Annotated in this window: 16 protein-coding genes and 1 tRNA gene; 8 read left to right on the forward strand and 9 right to left on the reverse strand. The window is 53.8% G+C overall.

The genetic code is table 11. The features are described from left to right. Positions 1 to 62: 62 nt before the first annotated feature. Both ftsK and lrp read right to left on the reverse strand, forming a co-directional pair. Positions 63 to 3,968 carry a DNA translocase FtsK gene (ftsK, locus tag OGV65_RS13950; RefSeq protein WP_286455078.1) on the reverse strand — a complete coding sequence of 1,302 codons (3,906 nt, stop codon included), beginning with the start codon at positions 3,966 to 3,968 and terminating at the stop codon, positions 63 to 65. Positions 3,969 to 4,102: 134 nt separating this feature from the next. Then, positions 4,103 to 4,597 carry a leucine-responsive transcriptional regulator Lrp gene (gene lrp / locus OGV65_RS13955; protein WP_002439523.1) on the reverse strand — a complete coding sequence of 165 codons (495 nt, stop codon included), beginning with the start codon at positions 4,595 to 4,597 and terminating at the stop codon, positions 4,103 to 4,105. A gap of 546 nt (positions 4,598 to 5,143) precedes the next feature. On the opposite strand from lrp, the gene trxB reads away from it, so the two are divergent. The 5 genes from trxB to infA all read left to right on the forward strand — a co-directional run bounded on the left by trxB (position 5,144) and on the right by infA (position 10,968). Next, entirely contained in the window at positions 5,144 to 6,112 is a 969-nt protein-coding gene (gene trxB / locus OGV65_RS13960) for a thioredoxin-disulfide reductase (protein WP_016152427.1), read from the forward strand. A gap of 114 nt (positions 6,113 to 6,226) precedes the next feature. Beyond that, entirely contained in the window at positions 6,227 to 7,993 is a 1,767-nt protein-coding gene (cydD, locus tag OGV65_RS13965; protein ID WP_137381060.1) for a heme ABC transporter permease/ATP-binding protein CydD, read from the forward strand. Further along, positions 7,994 to 9,715: a heme ABC transporter ATP-binding protein/permease CydC gene (gene cydC, locus OGV65_RS13970; protein ID WP_019076386.1), complete on the forward strand. Its 1,722-nt coding sequence runs from the start codon at positions 7,994 to 7,996 to the stop codon at positions 9,713 to 9,715. It begins immediately after the preceding gene. Between the two features lie 44 nt (positions 9,716 to 9,759). Then, the gene (gene aat, locus OGV65_RS13975) at positions 9,760 to 10,464 is read left to right on the forward strand and encodes a leucyl/phenylalanyl-tRNA--protein transferase (protein ID WP_046274664.1); all 705 of its coding nucleotides are present in this window, start codon (positions 9,760 to 9,762) and stop codon (positions 10,462 to 10,464) included. A gap of 285 nt (positions 10,465 to 10,749) precedes the next feature. Continuing rightward, the gene (gene infA / locus OGV65_RS13985) at positions 10,750 to 10,968 is read left to right on the forward strand and encodes a translation initiation factor IF-1 (protein WP_002211347.1); all 219 of its coding nucleotides are present in this window, start codon (positions 10,750 to 10,752) and stop codon (positions 10,966 to 10,968) included. A 79-nt stretch (positions 10,969 to 11,047) separates the two neighbouring features. Here the strand turns inward: infA and OGV65_RS13990 are convergent, their stop codons facing one another. Beyond that, on the reverse strand, positions 11,048 to 11,959 hold the full coding sequence (locus OGV65_RS13990; RefSeq protein WP_016152423.1) for a LysR family transcriptional regulator: 912 nt from the start codon (positions 11,957 to 11,959) through the stop codon (positions 11,048 to 11,050). Between the two features lie 108 nt (positions 11,960 to 12,067). Between OGV65_RS13990 and OGV65_RS13995 the strand changes: the two genes are divergently transcribed. From OGV65_RS13995 to OGV65_RS14005, 3 genes are all read left to right on the forward strand, one after another. After that, on the forward strand, positions 12,068 to 12,928 hold the full coding sequence (locus tag OGV65_RS13995; protein WP_286455079.1) for a pirin family protein: 861 nt from the start codon (positions 12,068 to 12,070) through the stop codon (positions 12,926 to 12,928). A gap of 16 nt (positions 12,929 to 12,944) precedes the next feature. Beyond that, positions 12,945 to 13,622 (forward strand): isochorismatase family protein, encoded by a 678-nt coding sequence (locus OGV65_RS14000; RefSeq protein WP_016156101.1) that lies wholly within the window; start codon positions 12,945 to 12,947, stop codon positions 13,620 to 13,622. A gap of 149 nt (positions 13,623 to 13,771) precedes the next feature. Then, positions 13,772 to 13,859 (forward strand) — tRNA-Ser (locus tag OGV65_RS14005). Between the two features lie 87 nt (positions 13,860 to 13,946). On the opposite strand, the gene rlmC is transcribed toward OGV65_RS14005, so the two are convergent. The 6 genes from rlmC to potF form a co-directional block, all read right to left on the reverse strand. Next, entirely contained in the window at positions 13,947 to 15,074 is a 1,128-nt protein-coding gene (rlmC, locus tag OGV65_RS14010; protein WP_049259765.1) for a 23S rRNA (uracil(747)-C(5))-methyltransferase RlmC, read from the reverse strand. A gap of 41 nt (positions 15,075 to 15,115) precedes the next feature. Continuing rightward, a complete protein-coding gene (locus OGV65_RS14015) occupies positions 15,116 to 15,604 on the reverse strand; it encodes a YbjO family protein (protein WP_047501197.1) in 489 nt (162 codons plus the stop codon). Between the two features lie 59 nt (positions 15,605 to 15,663). Further along, positions 15,664 to 16,509 (reverse strand): putrescine ABC transporter permease PotI, encoded by an 846-nt coding sequence (gene potI, locus OGV65_RS14020; protein ID WP_016152417.1) that lies wholly within the window; start codon positions 16,507 to 16,509, stop codon positions 15,664 to 15,666. Beyond that, positions 16,506 to 17,459: a putrescine ABC transporter permease PotH gene (potH, locus tag OGV65_RS14025; protein ID WP_016152416.1), complete on the reverse strand. Its 954-nt coding sequence runs from the start codon at positions 17,457 to 17,459 to the stop codon at positions 16,506 to 16,508. Before potH ends, potI begins: the two co-directional genes overlap by 4 nt. A 9-nt stretch (positions 17,460 to 17,468) precedes the next feature. Continuing rightward, a complete protein-coding gene (gene potG, locus OGV65_RS14030) occupies positions 17,469 to 18,602 on the reverse strand; it encodes a putrescine ABC transporter ATP-binding subunit PotG (RefSeq protein WP_286455081.1) in 1,134 nt (377 codons plus the stop codon). Between the two features lie 138 nt (positions 18,603 to 18,740). Then, a complete protein-coding gene (potF, locus tag OGV65_RS14035) occupies positions 18,741 to 19,853 on the reverse strand; it encodes a spermidine/putrescine ABC transporter substrate-binding protein PotF (RefSeq protein WP_016152414.1) in 1,113 nt (370 codons plus the stop codon). Positions 19,854 to 19,983: the final 130 nt, after the last annotated feature.

Raw genomic sequence — 19,983 nt, forward strand, 5'->3', positions numbered from 1 at the left:
CCATTTCAGGCCAAAAATCAGCATGAGGAAAGTAGAAAATACTGAATTACTTAACTTTGCAATCATTCGAAGGGCGGCGGAGCCAGCACTTCACGATTACCATTATGCCCTTGCTCGCTGACAATTCCCTGCGCTTCCATCTGTTCGATGATACGCGCCGCTCGGTTGTAACCGATACGGAACTGACGCTGGACGCCGGAGATTGAGGCTTTGCGTTTCTGGGTGACAAAGTTTACCGCCTGATCGAACAGCGGATCCAACTCTTCGCCACCATCAAAGCCGCCACCGCCGCCTTCGCTTTCGCTGTCAGACGTAATGCCGTCAACGTATTGTGGACGACCGCGCGCTTTCCAGTCCTGAACCACAGCGTGAACTTCTTCATCACGTACAAAGGCGCCGTGTACACGCACTGGGATCGTTGAGTTTGGTGCGGAATACAGCATGTCACCCATACCCAACAGCGATTCCGCGCCGCCCTGGTCAAGGATGGTACGCGAGTCAATTTTACTGGACACGGTAAAGGCGATACGCGTTGGGATGTTCGCTTTAATCAGACCAGTGATAACGTCAACCGACGGTCGCTGGGTCGCCAGCACCAGGTGGATCCCCGCCGCACGCGCTTTTTGCGCCAGACGAGCAATCAGTTCTTCCACCTTTTTACCCACGGTCATCATCAGGTCGGCGAATTCATCCACCAGCACAACAATATACGGCAGTTTTTCCAGCACCGGATGCTGAACATCCATACTGTCGCCCGGCTTCCAGTACGGGTCCGGAATCGGACGCCCCATACGGGCGGCTTCAGCAATTTTTTCGTTATAACCGGCAAGGTTACGCACGCCAAGCGCCGACATCAGCTTGTAGCGACGTTCCATTTCATTGACGCTCCAGCGCAGGGCGTTGGCAGCATCTTTCATGTCGGTCACAACTTCAGTCAGCAAATGCGGAATGCCTTCATAAACCGACAGTTCCAGCATTTTCGGGTCAATCATGATAAAGCGAACGTCTTCCGGCTGCGCCTTGTATAACATGCTGAGGATCATGGCGTTCACCCCAACCGACTTACCGGAACCGGTTGTCCCTGCCACCAGCAGGTGCGGCATTTTCGCCAGATCGGCAACTACCGGTTCGCCCGCAATATCTTTACCCAGTACCACGGTCAGCGGAGATGAGTTATCACGGAATTTGGCGTTATCCAACACTTCGCGCAGATAAACGGTTTGACGTTTTTTGTTGGGTAACTCCAGCCCGACATACGGTTTGCCCGGAATGACCTCGACCACGCGTACCGCTGCGGTCGACAATGAACGCGCCAGATCTCGCGACAGGTTGGAAATACGCGCCGCTTTAACTCCAGGAGCAAGATTAAGCTCAAAGCGGGTAATGACCGGACCAGGAGAGTAGTTCACCACATCGGCTTTAATGCGGAAGTCCGCCAGACGAGCCTCCACCAGACGAGCCATTTGCTCCAGAGCAAAAGTATCTATCGGCTCAACCTCACTCGGCGGCGGCGTGAGCAGATCCAACGATGGCAGCGGCGTACTTGGACGGTGCGCCGGACGACTGTCGCCATTACGCATCAGGAGCGGATGGATCAGACTATCCTGCGGCGATGGTGTAACAGGCTGCGCTGGCTGCTGATAATGCTGCTGCGGTGCGACTGGCTGCGCTGGCTGCTGATAATGCTGCTGTGGTGCGACTGGCTGCGCTGGCTGCTGATAAAGCTGTTGTGGTGCGACAGGCTGCGCCGGCTGCTGAAAATGCTGCTGTGGTGCGACAGGCTGCGCTGGCTGCTGGTAATGCTGCTGCGGTGCGACAGGCTGCTGGTACTGCGGCGCAGGCTCCGGCATTACGCCTGGAGTAAATAGCGGCTCATGCGGACCATCATCCACCAGCGTTTTCATTGGCGAAAATTCAAAGTCATCAAGCGAGAACGGATTCGCTCCGGCAGGCTGTTCACCGGAATAGCGCTGCTGCTGGGAAGAGGCAAACTGGCGAGCCAGTTCCGCTTCTGCGGCTGAATCATCATCAGTCTGACTGGCATCATCCTGATACTCGTCGCCGTAGCGGTGCTGCTGCGACTGGGCGAACTGACGCGCCAGCTCATCTTGCTGCATTGCGTCAATTTCTTCGTCACTGTACGCATCTATATCAAGATGCTCTTCGCGCGCCTTCTCTTCAGCCATACGTTGTGACGGCAGTTTTATGCCATACGACGCCAGCTCCCGACGAGTAGGTACGCGCACACGATTCGGACGCGGTAACTGCGGACCAATCCCCTCTTTCACCTGTGGACGCGGCGCACCGCTACCCGCAAGACTAAAGACAGGTGCAGCGGCAGCCGCACCCGCCCCTAAAGCGGCGTTTTTCACCCCGGCGGCCAGCGGCGCAACGGCAGCAACTGACTCAACGGGCGGTATGGATGCTGCCGTCGGCATAGACGGCTTAACACGTTCAGGCTCCTGAGCAGGCTCTGGAATCGGCTGATACCAGGCGGCCAGTTGCTCGCGCTCACGTGCACGTTTCTCTTCAACTTCTTCAAAATAGTAGAGTGGCGGACGAGTCGGTTTAACCTCTTCAACCACCGGCTCAGGTTCCACTACAGGCGGTTGTTCAACCGCAGGCTGCTGGAACGCGGCGTTTTGTTGAAAGGTTGATTCCGGCTGATAAACAGGTTGCTGCACGGGATCCGGCTGATAAGCAGGTTCCGGCTGCCAGTTGTGCTCCGCGGTAAATCCCTGCGGCTGCGGACTTTCTTCCACAACCGGCTGCTGCCATGGTTCATACTGCTGCTGCACCGGTGGCTGTGCGTAGTGAACTGGCTGAGGATAACCCTCAGGCGCTGGCGCAATCACCGCATCACCGGTTTGCGGACCAGGCACGGCTTGCCAGGCTACGGCTGGGGCCGGTTGTTCCATAACCGTATTGGTCACTGGCGACGTTTGCAGCAGCGGATCAACCGGTGCGCTCCAGGCCTGAGCTGCCGTTGTCGCTGCCGCTGCGGCGGCAACTGGCTCTGTCACCGAATGACCATTCAGCAGTGGGTCAAGTTCGTCATATTCAGGCAGCGTCGCACGATTACCGGAGAACAGCACATCGTTAGGATCGGCAACCACGCCACGAGCGCTGTATTCAATTTCGTCTTCATCATCCATGCGTTTGCCGGAAAACAGCGCGGCATCAGTATGACGGCCAAGCGGGTTGGTAAATTTCTCCGCCAGACGCTTACGGCGCGCTAACGCACCGCGCAGAATACGCGCCCGACGCGATTCATGAGGTTTGCCATCAGCGGTGTCGAAAGACTCATCTTCATCTTCATATTCTTCGTCATCGACCCAGGTATCATCGCGACGGGTACGGTTGCTGGCAAACGTCAGGATATTGAGTAACCAGCCGCCCAGTTTTTCCGCAATGCTCACCCATGACCAGCCGGTAAACAGCGTTAATCCCGCAGCCCAAATGCACAATAGCGTCAGCGTACCGCCGCTACTGTGCAGTAATGGTTGCAACGTGGTGCTGAGCAGGCTGCCGATCACGCCGCCAGAGGCGAAATACCAGATGTCATCGGCATTGATTGCGGCAAGCCCGCAGGAGGTAAGGATCAGCGCCAAAACGCCAATAATACGCAGCGAAACGGCAAAATAATCGACGTATTCGTCGCTGGCCTGGTGTCGCCATGCAAACCAGCAGCCGCCGACAATGATGACGGGAATGGTGTAGGCCATGACGCCAAAAATAAAGAACAGTGTGTCTGCCAGCCATGCTCCGGGTATTCCCCCAAGATTATGGATAGGTTCGTGCCACGCGGTTTGCGACCAACTGGGATCCGAAGGGTTAAAGCTGAGTAAGGCAGCCATCAACCAGACGGCAAAAAGGGCAATAAGGATCAGTAGCGCTTCCAGGAGTCGGCGCCCGCTGCTTAACTTCGTCAATGTGACGTCTTTGTCTTCAGTGTATTCCTGGCTCAAAAACGGCTCTCCAGGTTTCAGGCTTTTCCTGCCCGATGCTAAAACGGACAACAGCACCGGGTTGCCCCGGCACTGTTGCTGTATGGATTAACAGGAGTGTAATCAAACTGCGTCGATTTTGCACCTGTTCCGTGTTAGCGCGTCTTAATTACCAGACGATTGCTCTGTTTGACTTCTTCCATTACGACATAAGTACGTGTGTCATTCACGCCAGGCAGACGCAGCAGGGTTTCCCCCAACAGCTTACGGTACGCCGACATATCCGGTACGCGTGTTTTCAACAAATAGTCGAAATCACCGGAAACCAAATGACACTCTTGAATTTCTTCAAGTTTTTGTACTGCAGAGTTAAATTGCTCAAACACATCCGGGGCGCCACGATTCAGAGTAATCTCAACAAAAACCAGAAGTGATGCATCCAGATAATGCGGGTTTAACAGCGCTGTATAGCCCTGAATAAAACCCTGTCTTTCCAACCGACGCACACGCTCAAGGCAGGGCGTTGGTGAAAGTCCCACACGTTTAGAAAGCTCGACGTTAGAAATACGCCCATCCTTTTGCAGCTCATTAAGAATGTTACGATCGATACGGTCGAGATCTTTGCCAGGGCGCTTCTTACTATCTACCATTATTATTGTCTCTCTGTATTCCTTCCCTACTCCTGCCTGACTCTACCAACATCACTGTTCAGAGTCGCTACCCATCAAAATAAACCGCAACCCAGAGGGATTTTCGGTTTGTAATGCCTGGGCTTATGGTGAGAAGACCGTTGCCTGTCGGCGGCTATCGACATCACGAATGGCATCTGTCCACACCATGCGTAGATTTCGCTAACACGGTAAACATGGTATCTACATGCATGATTATGCAGCACATACATGACACATTTTTTTCTTCCTTGACTGTTTTCGCAAAACAGCAGGTGATTGTCAAAGTAAAACATCGATTTTTAGTACAACATGCCAGTTATTCATTCGCAGTGATGGAAAATCGTCATTTTATCACCTTATAACTGACCGATTTTTAGTAGAAATCGTTATAGTATTACGACTTATTCCCCCGCTCATCGGTTTCTGCTATTACACAAATTGTTAACAAAATCGCCATACTCTTTTTTTACGCCTGTAAATTCCCTACAATCCTGCTCATTGCCTGCCAACAACTATGGGGATCTCATGGGCGCAACCAAACACAGTAAACTTCTTATTCTGGGCTCAGGCCCTGCGGGATATACCGCTGCGGTCTACGCTGCACGCGCTAACCTGCAACCGGTACTGATTACCGGTATGGAAAAAGGTGGTCAACTGACCACAACAACAGAAGTGGAAAACTGGCCTGGCGATCCGCACGATCTCACTGGCCCGCTGCTGATGGAGCGTATGCACGAACATGCGACCAAATTTGATACAGAAATCATTTTTGATCACATCAGCAAAGTTGATCTGCAAAACCGCCCTTTCCGTCTGACCGGCGATAGCGGAGAGTACACCTGTGACGCACTGATCATCGCTACCGGCGCTTCAGCACGTTACCTGGGCCTGCCTTCAGAAGAAGCATTCAAAGGCCGCGGCGTTTCCGCCTGCGCGACCTGCGACGGTTTCTTCTACCGTAACCAAAAAGTTGCGGTGATTGGCGGTGGCAACACTGCGGTTGAAGAAGCGCTGTATCTGGCGAATATCGCATCTGAAGTGCATTTGATTCACCGTCGCGACAGTTTCCGCGCAGAGAAAATTCTCATCAAGCGTTTAATGGATAAAGTTGAAAACGGCAACATCGTGCTGCACACCCACCGCACGCTGGAAGAAGTAACCGGCGATCAAATGGGCGTAACCGGGCTGCGCCTGCGTGATACGCAAAACACTGACAATGTGGAGTCACTTGACGTTGCCGGATTGTTTGTCGCTATCGGTCACAGCCCGAATACGGCCATTTTCGACGGTCAGCTTGAACTGGAAAACGGCTACATCAAAGTTCAGTCCGGTATTCACGGTAATGCCACACAAACCAGCATTCCGGGGGTCTTCGCAGCCGGTGACGTAATGGATCATATTTATCGCCAGGCGATCACCTCTGCGGGCACAGGCTGTATGGCCGCGCTCGATGCAGAACGTTATCTCGACGGTCTGGCGGACGCTTGCAAATAAGTTTTACAAATCAGTAACAAAAGTAAAAAAGGCGACTATAAGTCGCCTTTATTTTTGCCTCGTTGTAACATTGCCCTGCCCAAAAATTCCAATAACTCACCTGCTAAGCGTGCAATGAATAAAACCCGTCAAAAAGAGCTGACCCGCTGGTTAAAACAGCAAAGTGTAATTTCCCAACGATGGCTGAACATTTCACGCCTGTTGGGGTTCGTGAGTGGTCTGTTAATCGTCGCTCAGGCCTGGCTCATGGCCCGCATTCTGGACCATATGATCATGGCCAACATTCCCCGAGAGGCGCTACTGCTTCCGTTCATCGTGCTGGTATTGATTTTCATCCTGCGGGCATGGGTCGTCTGGTTACGCGAACGGGTCGGGTTTCACGCAGGGCAACATATTCGCTTTGAAATTCGCCGCCAGGTGCTTGACCGTCTGCAACAGGCAGGTCCGGCCTGGATACAGGGCAAACCGGCCGGGAGCTGGGCCACGCTGATCCTGGAGCAGATTGACGATATGCATGATTACTATGCACGTTATCTGCCGCAAATGGCGCTGGCCGTATGCGTCCCATTATTGATTGTGGCGGCGGTATTCCCGTCAAACTGGGTAGCCGCCCTTATTCTGCTCGGAACAGCCCCGCTGATCCCGTTATTTATGGCAATGGTCGGAATGGGCGCTGCCGATGCTAACCGCCGCAATTTTCAGGCTCTTGCCCGCCTCAGCGGTCATTTCCTCGATCGTCTGCGGGGCATGGAAACGCTAAGAATATTTGGTCGCGGTGAAGCCGAAACGGAAAGCATCCGCGCTGCGTCGCAAGATTTCCGCCAGCGCACCATGGAAGTCCTGCGCCTGGCGTTCCTGTCATCCGGTGTCCTTGAGTTCTTTACCTCTCTGTCTATTGCGCTGGTGGCGGTTTACTTCGGTTTTTCCTACCTCGGAGAGCTCGATTTCGGCCACTACGGGACGGGCGTCACGCTGGCAGCAGGCTTCCTCGCGCTCATTCTGGCGCCGGAGTTTTTCCAGCCCCTGCGCGATCTGGGCACGTTTTATCACGCCAAAGCGCAAGCCGTTGGTGCAGCTGATAGTCTGAAAACTTTCATGGAAACCCCGCTGGCTCATCCAGAGCGTGGCGACATTGAGCTGGCGACGAAAGACGCCGTTTCACTTGAGGCACACGATCTGATTATCACTTCGCCGGAAGGTAAAGTGCTGGCCGGCCCGCTCAACTTTACCCTGGCAGCCGGTCAACGCGCGGTGCTGGTTGGACGTAGCGGTTCCGGTAAAAGTTCGCTGCTTAATGTCCTGTCCGGTTTCCTCTCTTATCGGGGATCGCTGCGAATTAACGGCTTTGAACTTCGCGACCTGTCACCTGATTCCTGGCGTAAACAACTGTCATGGGTCGGGCAAAATCCGCAACTTCCTGCCGCCACGTTACGCGAAAACGTTCTGCTGGCTCGCCCCGATGCCAGCGAAGAACAGCTACAAGCCGCACTCGACAGCGCATGGGTCAGCGAGTTTTTACCGCTGCTGCCGCAGGGCGTGGATACGCCAGTCGGCGATCAGGCGGCCCGACTTTCCGTCGGGCAAGCGCAGCGCGTTGCCGTCGCTCGCGCCTTACTCAATCCCTGTCAGTTACTGCTGCTGGATGAACCCGCCGCCAGCCTTGATGCGCACAGCGAACAACGCGTGATGCAGGCGTTGAACGCGGCATCTCGCCGCCAGACCACGTTGATGGTGACGCACCAGTTGGAAGATCTTGCCGACTGGGACGCTATCTGGGTGATGCAGGACGGACAGATCGTTGAACAAGGTACCTGGACCGAACTTAGCTCAGCCAACGGGGCTTTTGCGACATTACTGGCTCATCGTCAGGAGGACATCTAAATGCGCGCTTTGCTACCTTATCTGACGCTGTATAAACGTCACAAATGGATGTTAACGCTGGGGATCGTTCTGGCGATCGTCACGCTGCTGGCAAGTATTGGTTTGCTGACGCTTTCAGGGTGGTTCCTGTCGGCTTCTGCGGTGGTTGGCGTCACCGGAATTTACAGCTTTAACTATATGCTCCCTGCCGCAGGCGTACGCGGCGCAGCGATCACCCGCACCGCGGGGCGTTATTTCGAACGACTGGTCAGCCATGACGCAACGTTCCGTGTGCTGCAGCATTTGCGTATTTATACCTTCAGCAAACTGCTGCCGCTCTCTCCTGCGGGCCTGTCCCGTTATGGACAGGGTGAATTACTTAACCGCGTGGTGGCTGATGTCGACACGCTCGATCATCTGTACTTGCGCGTGATCTCCCCGCTGGTAGGGGCTTTTGTCGTAATCATGGTGGTCACGCTGGGGCTAAGCGTTCTCGATTTCACGCTGGCTATCACCCTCGGCGGTATTATGCTGCTGACCTTATTTATTCTGCCCCCACTCTTTTATCAGGCAGGCAAAAGCACCGGACAAAGTCTGACACATCTGCGTGGGCAATATCGTCAGCAGTTAACCTCCTGGCTACAGGGCCAGGCTGAATTGACCATTTTTGGTGCCAGTGAACGCTACCGCGCTCAAATGGAAGCCACCGAGCTGCAATGGCACGAAGCCCAGAGACGCCAGTCTGAATTAACGGCGTTGTCGCAGGCGGTCATGCTGTTAGTCGGCGCGCTGGCAGTGATTATGATGCTATGGATGGCCTCAGGCGGCGTGGGCGGTAACACCCAGCCAGGCGCACTGATCGCGCTGTTTGTCTTCTGTGCACTAGCCGCGTTCGAAGCGTTAGCGCCTGTCACCGGCGCGTTTCAGCATCTCGGCCAGGTTATTGCCTCTGCGCTGCGCATCACCGAACTGACCGAACAGCAGCCAGAAGTGACCTTCCCGGATGCGGGTTCCTCGGTTTCAGAGCAGGTAACCCTTACGCTACGCGATGTGTCATTCAGCTATCCAGGACAGGCGCAAAAGGCGCTCGATACACTTTCCCTGCAGGCCAACCCCGGTGAACACATTGCGATTCTCGGTCGCACCGGCTGTGGTAAGTCAACGTTATTGCAATTGCTAACCCGCGCATGGGATCCGCAGAGTGGCGAGATCCTGATTAACGAACAGCCGATTGCGACCCTTAGTGAAGCCACGCTGCGCCAGAGTATCAGCGTCGTGCCACAGCGCGTGCATCTGTTCAGCGCTACGCTTCGCGATAACCTGTTGCTGGCGGCACCGCACGCCGGCGATGACGCATTAGCCGCGATGTTGTGCCGCGTCGGTCTGGACAAACTGCTTGAGGATGATGGACTCAACGCATGGCTGGGCGAAGGCGGTCGTCAGCTTTCTGGCGGCGAGCTCCGTCGTCTGGCTATCGCCCGCGCCTTATTGCACGATGCTCCGCTGATGCTACTGGATGAACCTACCGAAGGGTTGGATGCCACAACGGAAAGTCAAATGCTTGAATTAATTAGCGATGTCATGCGCAACAAAACCGTATTAATGGTTACACATCGTCTGCGTGGGCTGTCACGTTTTGATCAAATAATAGTAATGGACAACGGACAAATTATTGAGCAAGGTAATCACGCAGATCTGTTAGCCAGGCAGGGGCGTTATTACCAGTTTAAGCAACGTCTGTAAGCTATTATTGAACGATCAAACTCGCGTAGTGGAGTTTCGCTGTCATGCGCCTGGTGCAACTGTCCCGCCATTCCATAGCCTTCCCGTCACCGGAAGGCGCTTTACGCGAGCCTAACGGTTTGTTGGCGCTTGGCGGCGATCTCAGCCCTGCCCGCCTGCTGATGGCTTATCAGCGCGGTATTTTCCCATGGTTTTCACCTGGCGACCCCATCCTTTGGTGGTCGCCCGATCCGCGCGCCATTCTTTGGCCCGAGAAATTTCACCTCAGCCGTAGCATGAAACGCTTTCATAAAAATTCGCCTTATCGCGTGACGCTCAATTACGCGTTTGGTCAGGTGATTGAAGGCTGCGCGAATGACCGGGAAGAGGGCACCTGGATAACGCATGATGTGGTGGATGCTTACCATCGGCTGCACGAACTGGGGCATGCCCACTCAATTGAGGTGTGGCGACAAAATGAATTAGTGGGCGGTATGTATGGCGTGGCGCAAGGTACGCTGTTTTGTGGCGAATCGATGTTCAGCCGTCAGGAAAATGCGTCGAAAACCGCACTGCTTGTTTTTTGCGCTGAATTTATCCGTCAGGGCGGAAAATTAATCGACTGCCAGGTATTAAATAGCCACACAGCCTCGCTGGGCGCCGTCGAAACACCGCGTCGGGAGTACCTTGAGCACCTGAGCAGACTGCGCCAGCAGCGGCTACCGAGCCATTTCTGGATTCCCAGGATGTTATTTTCACCTCAGGAGTGAATGTTTTCGGCACATTTTTTGTCGGGGTGTTATAATTGTCGCGCAGAGTTGGTTTAGCCCATTACCCCGCCGCCGTTAAGGAACAGTTCGCGTCAGGCAACGCCTATCGTTTATCTCTTCGTTCCCTTACACGTTGCGCTTTAAGTGCGGCTTTGCCGTGTGTGGATAGAGTAATGCGCCAAACCCGATTTGCTGTGTTTTAAACGCACAAATCTTTACTTATTAAAAGAACTTCGGCATTATCTTGCCGGTTCAAATTACGGTAGTGATACCCCAGAGGATTAGATGGCCAAAGAAGACAATATTGAAATGCAGGGTACCGTTCTCGATACGTTACCTAATACCATGTTCCGCGTAGAGTTAGAAAACGGTCACGTGGTTACTGCACACATCTCCGGTAAAATGCGTAAAAACTATATCCGCATCCTGACGGGCGACAAAGTGACTGTTGAGCTGACCCCGTACGACCTGAGCAAAGGCCGCATTGTCTTCCGTAGTCGCTGATTGTTTTTAACGCCCGAATGGCGTCCAGATAATAAAAGGTCGGTTTAACCGGCCTTTTTTGTGGGCTGAAGCCTGGTATTTAATCCTCAATCATCCGCGCATATTCTTCCGTTAAGAAATCCACTAATGCGCGCACTGACGGTAATAATCCCCTGCGTGATGGAAAGACTGCGTGAATAATTTCTCGCTTAGGTTCCCAACCGTCGAGCAACGCCACCAACTCACCCGCAGCTAATTGATCTTTTACCATCAACTGTGGAAGTTGAACAACACCTACGCCGGCGACTGCGGCTTCGCGTAACGCCAGCATATCGGTGGTGATCATACGCGGCGTGAAATGCACCTCCGCCCGCGCGCCCTGCGGGCCGAATAACTCCCAACGATGCACATGTTTACCAGAGGCCAGACTCAAACCTGGCCAACGGGTCAGCTCTGCCGGAGAGTGTAGCGCCCCCATCTGCTCAATTAACTGCGGGCTGGCATACAAGCGATGTCCTCTGTCCGCCAGGACGCGCATCACCAGGTCGCTATCCTCAAATGGCCGAGGTCTGACGCGAATCGCCACATCCAGACCTTCTCCAACGACGTCAACACGACGGTTAGTGGCCTCCAGTTGTACTGATACGTCAGGATAACGTGCCATAAAACGGGCAAGCATTGGCCCGATATGCACATGCAGCAATGTGACAGGACAAGTCAGCTTCACAACGCCGCGCGGTTCAACCTGTAACGCGGCAATGGCATCCTGTGCCGCCTGCGCCTCCACCAGCATCGCCTTACAGTGTTCGTAAAAGGTTTGCCCGACTTCAGTCACGTTAAATTGCCGGGTGGTTCGCTGAATCAGCCGTACCCCCAGCCTCTCTTCGAGTTGCGCTATCCGTCGGCTCAGTTTTGATTTTGGTTCATCAAGCGCCCGACCCGCCGCCGCGAATCCCCCTTCCTCTACAACATGCACAAACCATGCAAAATCATTGAGATCCGGCCTTGTCATTTCATTGTCCTATTTTTGAGACAGTGAGAGCTATTTTAGCTACTACTCAGCTCGCTGTCATGAATATAAGCTTATTTACATCAAAACAACGCCACTGAGGAGACACATATGAAACAAGTAACAGGCGTCTACACCGCACCTCGCCCACACTGGGTTGGCGATGGATTTCCGGTTCGCTCGATGTTCTCTTACCAGTCTCATGCTGAGCAATTAAGCCCGTTCCTGCTGCTTGATTACGCGGGTCCGCATACGTTCACGCCGGGTAAAGAAAAACGCGGCGTAGGTGAACACCCTCACCGCGGTTTTGAGACGGTGACTATCGTTTACAGCGGCGAAGTTGAACACCGTGATTCAACCGGTCGCGGCGGCATTATCGGCCCTGGCGATGTGCAGTGGATGACCGCTGGTGCAGGAATATTACACGAAGAGTTCCACTCCCCGGAATTTACCCGTCAGGGCGGTGAACTGGAAATGGTGCAACTGTGGGTCAATCTGCCGGCAAAAGACAAAATGGCCGTACCGGGTTATCAGGGCATCAGCAGCGATGTTATTCCCACCGTCGCCTTGCCCGATGATGCAGGCAGCGTTCGCGTGATCGCGGGCAGCTATCAGGATACGAAAGGCCCGGCACACACCTTTTCACCGCTGAACGTCTGGGATATGCGCCTGCAACGTAATCATCCGCTGACGTTGTCCCAGTCTGAAGGGTGGAGCACCGCTCTGGTGGTATTAAAAGGGAATATCACCGTAAACGGCACCACGTCTGCCGGCGAAGCACAACTGGTAGTGCTAAGCCAGCAGGGGAAAACGCTACACATTGAAGCCACCAGCGACGCCAGCGTGCTGCTGCTGTCTGGCGAACCATTGAACGAGCCGATTGTAGGTTACGGTCCGTTTGTGATGAATACGAAACAAGAAATCGCTGAAGCCGTCCGCGATTTTAACTCCGGCCGCTTTGGCCAAATCTGAATCGAAGGAGAAGAATATGTCCAGTCCTGCAAACTTTAATGGTTCACGTCCGGTCATCGATGTGAATGATTCCGTCATGCTGCTTATCGATCATCAGAGTGGGCTGTTCCAGACCGTCGGCGATATGCCAATGCCGGAACTGCGTGCGCGTGCCGCCGCGCTGGCTAAAATCGCAACCCTGGCGAAGATGCCGGTAATTACCACGGCATCGGTACCGCAGGGGCCTAACGGCCCGTTGATCCCAGAGATCCATGCCAATGCGCCACATGCCCAATACGTAGCACGTAAAGGCGAAATCAACGCCTGGGATAACGAAGACTTCGTGAAAGCGGTCAAAGCTACGGGTCGTAAGACGCTGATTATCGCCGGTACGATCACCAGCGTGTGCATGGCTTTCCCGGCCATCAGCGCGGTTGCGGAGGGCTACAAGGTCTTCGCAGTGATCGACGCTTCCGGTACTTACAGCAAAATGGCGCAGGAAATCACCCTGGCACGTGTTGTTCAGGCTGGCGTGATACCGATGGATACCGCCGCCGTCGCTTCTGAAATTCAGGGAACATGGAACCGGGAAGACGCCGCTGAATGGGCGGAAGTGTATACCAAAATCTTCCCGGCTTATCAGTTGCTGATCGAGAGCTATAGCAAGGCCCAGGAAGTCGTGACCAACGGCGAAAAACTGGACTCGCAGCGCTAATCATATTCTCCGCGCCTGTCCGGGCGGAGGAATATGTACATTGCGTAACCAAACGAGAGTTAACACGTAAATTCTGCTTGACCGTATTAGCGCAACTCCCTATAGTAGCGCCCCGTTGCCCCCCAAGCGGTCAGGCAGCAATACAATATGGTGAGGTGTCCGAGTGGCTGAAGGAGCACGCCTGGAAAGTGTGTATACGGCAACGTATCGGGGGTTCGAATCCCCCCCTCACCGCCATATTCAAGAAAGAGCTCGTACGCAAGTACGGGCTTTTTTTTCGCATGTTGCATTTGCCTGATAGCGTCACGCCATCAGGCATGTCGGTTATTGTCGGCTGAGCAGAGTTAACACTTCGTAATGCGCAGTATGTGGGAACATATCGAAAAGTTGGACGCGTTCAATGCGATACCCAGGCAACTCGCGGATATCCTTTGCCATGGTTTGTGCATTACAGCTGGAGTAAACGATAAAACGCGGTGCCATGCGGGAAAGAAAATCGCACAGCGGCTTCCCAATCCCCCGACGAGGCGGATTCACCAGCACCAGGTCCGGCACTTCTCCCTGCGCGGTAGCAAACTGGGTTGAATCCAGCGCCTGAAAATGCAGATTCTGCAACCCAAGCTCCTGCGCCGACTGTTTCGCGCAGGTAATTGCCTCTGGCGCAATTTCAATACCCGTCAGTTTCATCTGCGGCGTGGCGCAGTGCAAACCAAAACCCCCTACGCCGCAAAACAGATCCCACATGTGATTAACCGGAAGCTGACGCACCCAGTCGCGCGCCGTGGCATATAAATGCCCAGCCACCACGGGGTTGGTCTGGAAGAAGCTCTGTGGGCGTATCCACAATGGCACATCGTTAAAGCGTTCAGCCAGCGCCTGTTGTTCCGTCAGGAAGATTTCACTCTCCCCTTCCATAATCGCCATATGCACAGGTTGAATATTGGCGGTGATCACTTTTAACTGCGGAAGCTGCGCCTGTAACCATGGCAGCGCCGTACGCAGTTGTGCCAGTTTCGCATCGGAGCGCAGAACAAAACGCAGCATCATACCGCCATCAAACCGGCTTTCCGTTAACAGCAGATATTTCAGCTCCCCGCGTTTGCGCGCCACGTTATAGGGCGTCAACCCCGCACGGGCGATAAACGGTTTAAGTGCGGCAAACACCGGCGCAAAAGACTCAGGATAGAGCGGACACTCGCACAAATCCTCCGGCGTACCGTCACGATGCAACATCCCCAGCAGCGGTTTTTCCACGCTGCCGCTGACCACCATTTTAGCTTTATTACGAAAAGCGCTCTCCGGGCCGCTGACCGGCGCGCACCATTCTCCGACCGGATAATCGGCCAGCAGATTCTGCAGATCGGCTGTTTTGGCGAAGAGTTGATCGGCGACAGGCTGCGTTATCCACTGACAAGAGCGGCAGCGTTCGGCGTCATAAAGTGCGCACTGCATACAAAAACCTACAAATTAACAGGGGGCGAAGATTATACACGTTATTGCAAGCGGAAGAACCGCCTGCTGGACGCAGGAACAAACAGCAGTAGCAACACCAGCATATCCGGTAATTTTTGCATCACCAGCGTATGCAGGATTTCACGTCTGGACTCTCCCGCAATACTGAACAGTTCCGGATATCCATAGCCCAATGAGGCCGCCCACAGATAGAAGCTGGCGATAATCTGGGTCAGTAGATAGACCCAGCGTGCCCAGTTCCGACCTTTAACCAGCGAAAATGCGCAGTAAATTTCGATAAACAGCAGCACCAGGCTACCCAGAAACACCAGCGTCAAATTCCAGGTCTGGACGCTGCGATGAATAAACTCGCTGGTTCCGCGAAACCCGAGCGTATTAAAAATCATCAACAGATCGAGACAGCGGATCATGATAATAGCCAGCGCCGCCACCTGCACTAAAGTAGGGACGTTTAAACGGGCATGTGATGTGGATGATTTCTTAAAAAATCCCAACGCGTCGTCTTCCATGAAAACGGCGCAGCCACCGCAGCTGCGCCGTATAGACAGGTTGGCAGATTTTAGTTTTTTCAGCCGCGTCTTGCACGTTGGATATCGCGAATCCGTTGTTTTTCTGTTCGCGCCATCAGATACCACGCGATAAATCCGATAATTCCTACTACGCCAAGTATCAACGTCGCCAGCGCGTTGATCTCCGGATTGACCCCCATACGTACGCTGGAGAACACCAGCATGGGTAACGTTGTGGCGCCAGGACCAGAGACAAAACTGGCAATGACCAGATCATCAAGCGACAGCGTGAAGGCCAGTAACCACCCTGAGATCACCGCCGGCATAATCATCGGCAGCGTGATGACGAAAAAGACCTTCAGCGGCGTGGCGCCAAGATCCATCGCCGCTTCCTCAATGGAGTGATCCAGTTCGCGTAAACGCGAGGAAATCACTACCGCCACGTACGCTGTACAGAATGTGACGTGCGCCAGCCAGATGGTCAACATACCGCGATCCGCTGGCCAGCCGATGGCGTGCGCCAAAGCCACAAACAGCAGCAGCAGCGACAAACCGGTAATGACATCCGGCATCACCAGCGGTGCGGTGATCATAAAGGCGAAACCATTTGATCCACGAAAACGACCAAAGCGCACCATCACCACGGCGGCGATGGTACCGAGAATTGCCGCCATCGTCGCAGCACAGGCGGCAATCGTTAAGCTCATGCCGACGGCGCTTATCATCGCGCTATCGTGGAAAAGCTCACCATACCAACGCGTTGACCACCCCGCCCAGACCGTCACCAGCTTGGAGCTGTTAAACGAATAGATAACCAACATCAGCATCGGCGCGTACAGGAAGGTAAAACCCAGTACCAGGATAAAAATACGCCACGGCGAGCGAACGACCGGTAAGTTATTCATCCGTGTTCCCCCACGCTTTTTTGCTGATATTTATGGAACCACATGATCGGCACAATCAGTAACAGCAGCATAATAATGGCGACGGCAGAAGCCACCGGCCAGTCACGGTTATTGAAAAACTCCTGCCAAAGCACACGCCCAATCATGATGCTGTCCGGGCCGCCCAGCAGTTCAGGGATCACAAACTCCCCAACCGCCGGGATAAATACCAGCATTGACCCGGCGATAATCCCGCCCTTGGTCAACGGCACGATCACGCTAAAGAAGGTTTTTAACGGTCGGGCACCTAAATCCAGCGCCGCTTCCACCAGCGAGTAATCAATACGTGTCAGCGCGGTATAAATCGGCAGCACCATAAAGGGCAAATAGGCGTAAACAATACCGATATAGACCGCCAGATTGGTGTGCAGAATCGTCAACGGTTGGTCGATAACGCCCAGCCACATCAGAACGTTGTTCAGGACACCGTTATTTTTCAGGATCCCCATCCAGGCGTATACGCGAATCAAAAATGACGTCCAGGACGGCAGGATCACCAGCAGCAACAGAATATTGCGTGTCGAGGGTTTGCTGTGCGCGACCGCCCATGCCAGCGGATATCCCAACAGCAGGCAACAGACAGTCGAAATCCCTGCTACCTGCAAAGATTGCAGGTACGCATCAAAATAGAGCGGATCGTCCGTCAGTTGCAGGAAATTGCCTAAATTGAGGGTGATGGATAACTGATCGTCAGCCCATGAAATGAGGTCGGTATACGGCGGAATAGCCCGCGCCATTTCAGCCAAACTGATTTTGAAGACGATCAGAAACGGCAGCAGAAACAGGAGCATCAGCCACACATACGGCAGCGCGATGACCAGCTTGCGCCCGTGCTTCATTTGCAGCCGCGACATAAACAGCGTGAAACGCCCCACGTTATCCACGCGCGCCGGAGGTTCAAGTGTACTCATCTTCGCTCCTTAAACCGTCAACACCACACAGCTGTCCGCATCCCAACATAAACGGACTTCGTCACCCCAGGTTGGTAATCCCTTGCGATAACGATGTTCATTTTGTAGCTGAGCGCTCAGCATCTGGCCACTTTTCAAGCGTACGTGGTACACCGACAAATCCCCCAGATAGGCAATGTGCACCACTTCGCCTACCGCGAAGTTATATCCCTCTGGCGGAGGGGTTTCGCAGAGCATGATTTTTTCCGGGCGCAGCGCAACATACACCGGGACGTTATCGACAACGGAAGCGTCTGCGTCCACTTTCAGCGGATGTACCAGTCCTGGAGACTCAATAACCAGACCATCTTCCTGACGTTCTTTCAGCAGCCCCTCAAAGACGTTAACCGAACCGATAAATTCTGCACTGTAACGCGTAGTCGGATGCTCGTAGATCTCTTCAGGCTCGCCGATCTGGACAAATTTGCCACGGTTCATGATCGCAATGCGGCCCGCCATCGTCATGGCTTCTTCCTGATCGTGCGTCACCATCACGCAGGTCACGCCGACACGTTCAAGGATATCCACCACTTCCAGTTGCATGCGGTCACGGAGCTTTTTATCCAGCGCCCCCATCGGCTCATCCAGCAGCAGCAGCTTCGGGCGTTTCGCCAGGCTACGCGCCAACGCCACGCGCTGACGCTGACCGCCAGAAAGCTGATGCGGCTTACGTTTGGCGAACTCCTGCATATGCACGAGTCCTAGCATCTCACTCACCCGGCTGGCGATTTCAGCCTTTGGCAGCTTGTCCTGCTTGAGGCCAAAGGCAATGTTCTGCTCTACCGTCATGTGCGGAAACAGTGCATAGGACTGAAACATCATATTAATCGGACGCAGATAAGGCGGGACATGCGCTAAATCGACGCCATCAAGCATAATTTGCCCGGTTGTTGGCTGTTCAAATCCCGCCAGCATCCGCAACAGGGTCGATTTACCGCAGCCGGACGCCCCGAGCAGAGCAAATATTTCGCCTTTATAGATAGTAAGATTGACGTCATCAACGGCGTGCTGACCGTCAAAGGACTTGGTCAGGTTGCGAATTTCAAGCAGCGGGGTCAGCGCCTTGCGGATTTTCGCTTGTGGGCGTGGGGTTGCATCATTCAATTAGGCGCTCTCCGGCATAAAACAAAGAAACGGTGCAAATAACGCACCACGGTGGTGCGTATTGCCGGGTCATATGTGTCCGGGATCAACACTGCCCGGCAGGCGTAAATCCTGCCGGGTCACGTCCCGTACATCGGGTTATTTCCCGCTTTTTACCTTCGTCCAGGCGCGTGTACGTACACGATCGATCTTCGGATCCTGTACTTTCAGCGTGAACAGCTTGGCGCGAACATCGGCAGGCGGGTAAATGCCCGGGTTGTCGCGCACGTCCTGGCTGACCAGTGCTGTCGCTTCTTTGTTGGCATTGGCATAGAACACGTGGTCAGAAATATGCGCAATTACATCAGGGCGCAGCAGGTAGTTGAGGAACTGATAGGCTTCGTCTTTGTTTTTCGCATCGGCTGGCATCGCGAACACATCAAAGAAGGCCATCGCACCTTCCTTAGGAATTGAGAAGGAAATATTGACGCCATTTTTCGCTTCTTTCGCCCGGTTTGCCGCCTGCCATACATCCCCGGCCCAGCCAATCGCCACGCAGGTATCACCGTTTGCCAGGTCGTTAATGTACTGCGAGGAGTGGAAGTAGCGAATATTTGGGCGCAGTTTCAACAGCAGATCGGTTGCCGGTCCGGTGTAATCATCCGCTTTGGTACTGTTTGGATCTTTACCCAAATAATTCAGCACGGTGGCAAACACTTCTTCGGGCGCGTCGAGGAAAGAGACGCCGCAGCTTTTGAGTTTTTCCAGATTTTCTGGCTTGAGGATCAGATCCCAGCTATTAACCGGCGCATCCGGCCCCAGTACCGCTTTCACTTTATCCACGTTATAGCCAATACCGGTTGTTGCCCACATATACGGCATCGCAAACTTGTTGTCCGGATCGTGTTTACCCACCAGCTTCAGCAGCTCAGGATCGAGGTTTTTCCAGCCAGGCAATTTGCTCTTATCCAGCGGCTGGAAGACGCCCGCGGTCAGTTGACGCTCAAGGAAACTGGCGGATGGAACGACAAGGTCAAAGCCGGTACTGCCAGCCATGAGCTTACCTTCCAGCACTTCATTGGAATCAAATACGTCATAGATAACTTTAATTCCGGTCTCTTTTTCAAAATTAGCCACCGTATCCGGGGCAATATAATCAGACCAGTTATAAATATGCAGCGTTTTTTGTTCAGCAGCGAGCGTGCCAGCAGAGATGGCCATCAGAGCACCCGCAACCAGGCCTGGTAACCATCGTTTATTTAAGGCGGTCATAATCTCTTTCCTTCTGAAAGTTCGTTAACAAACGAACAAAAATGTCACACTCTAATGATATGCAAGAAACGTGCATATTCTTTCAAGCGGCACCCATGAAAAGAGAGGACTCTCCTCACGCCGCTATTGC

Origin of the sequence: Citrobacter sp. Cb004 (assembly GCF_030337065.1) — a bacterium.
Classification (GTDB): domain Bacteria; phylum Pseudomonadota; class Gammaproteobacteria; order Enterobacterales; family Enterobacteriaceae; genus Citrobacter; species Citrobacter braakii.

Bases quoted from the DNA above. Each gene is read 5' to 3' on its own strand.
- potI (WP_016152417.1), bottom strand. From the start codon at position 16,509: ATGAATAACTTACCGGTCGTTCGCTCGCCGTGGCGTATTTTTATCCTG.
- infA (WP_002211347.1), top strand. From the start codon at position 10,750: ATGGCCAAAGAAGACAATATTGAAATGCAGGGTACCGTTCTCGATACG.
- OGV65_RS14015 (WP_047501197.1), bottom strand. From the start codon at position 15,604: ATGGAAGACGACGCGTTGGGATTTTTTAAGAAATCATCCACATCACAT.
- trxB (WP_016152427.1), top strand. From the start codon at position 5,144: ATGGGCGCAACCAAACACAGTAAACTTCTTATTCTGGGCTCAGGCCCT.
- lrp (WP_002439523.1), bottom strand. From the start codon at position 4,597: ATGGTAGATAGTAAGAAGCGCCCTGGCAAAGATCTCGACCGTATCGAT.
- rlmC (WP_049259765.1), bottom strand. From the start codon at position 15,074: ATGCAGTGCGCACTTTATGACGCCGAACGCTGCCGCTCTTGTCAGTGG.
- cydC (WP_019076386.1), top strand. From the start codon at position 7,994: ATGCGCGCTTTGCTACCTTATCTGACGCTGTATAAACGTCACAAATGG.
- aat (WP_046274664.1), top strand. From the start codon at position 9,760: ATGCGCCTGGTGCAACTGTCCCGCCATTCCATAGCCTTCCCGTCACCG.
- OGV65_RS13995 (WP_286455079.1), top strand. From the start codon at position 12,068: ATGAAACAAGTAACAGGCGTCTACACCGCACCTCGCCCACACTGGGTT.
- OGV65_RS14000 (WP_016156101.1), top strand. From the start codon at position 12,945: ATGTCCAGTCCTGCAAACTTTAATGGTTCACGTCCGGTCATCGATGTG.
- potH (WP_016152416.1), bottom strand. From the start codon at position 17,459: ATGAGTACACTTGAACCTCCGGCGCGCGTGGATAACGTGGGGCGTTTC.
- cydD (WP_137381060.1), top strand. From the start codon at position 6,227: ATGAATAAAACCCGTCAAAAAGAGCTGACCCGCTGGTTAAAACAGCAA.
- OGV65_RS13990 (WP_016152423.1), bottom strand. From the start codon at position 11,959: ATGACAAGGCCGGATCTCAATGATTTTGCATGGTTTGTGCATGTTGTA.
- potF (WP_016152414.1), bottom strand. From the start codon at position 19,853: ATGACCGCCTTAAATAAACGATGGTTACCAGGCCTGGTTGCGGGTGCT.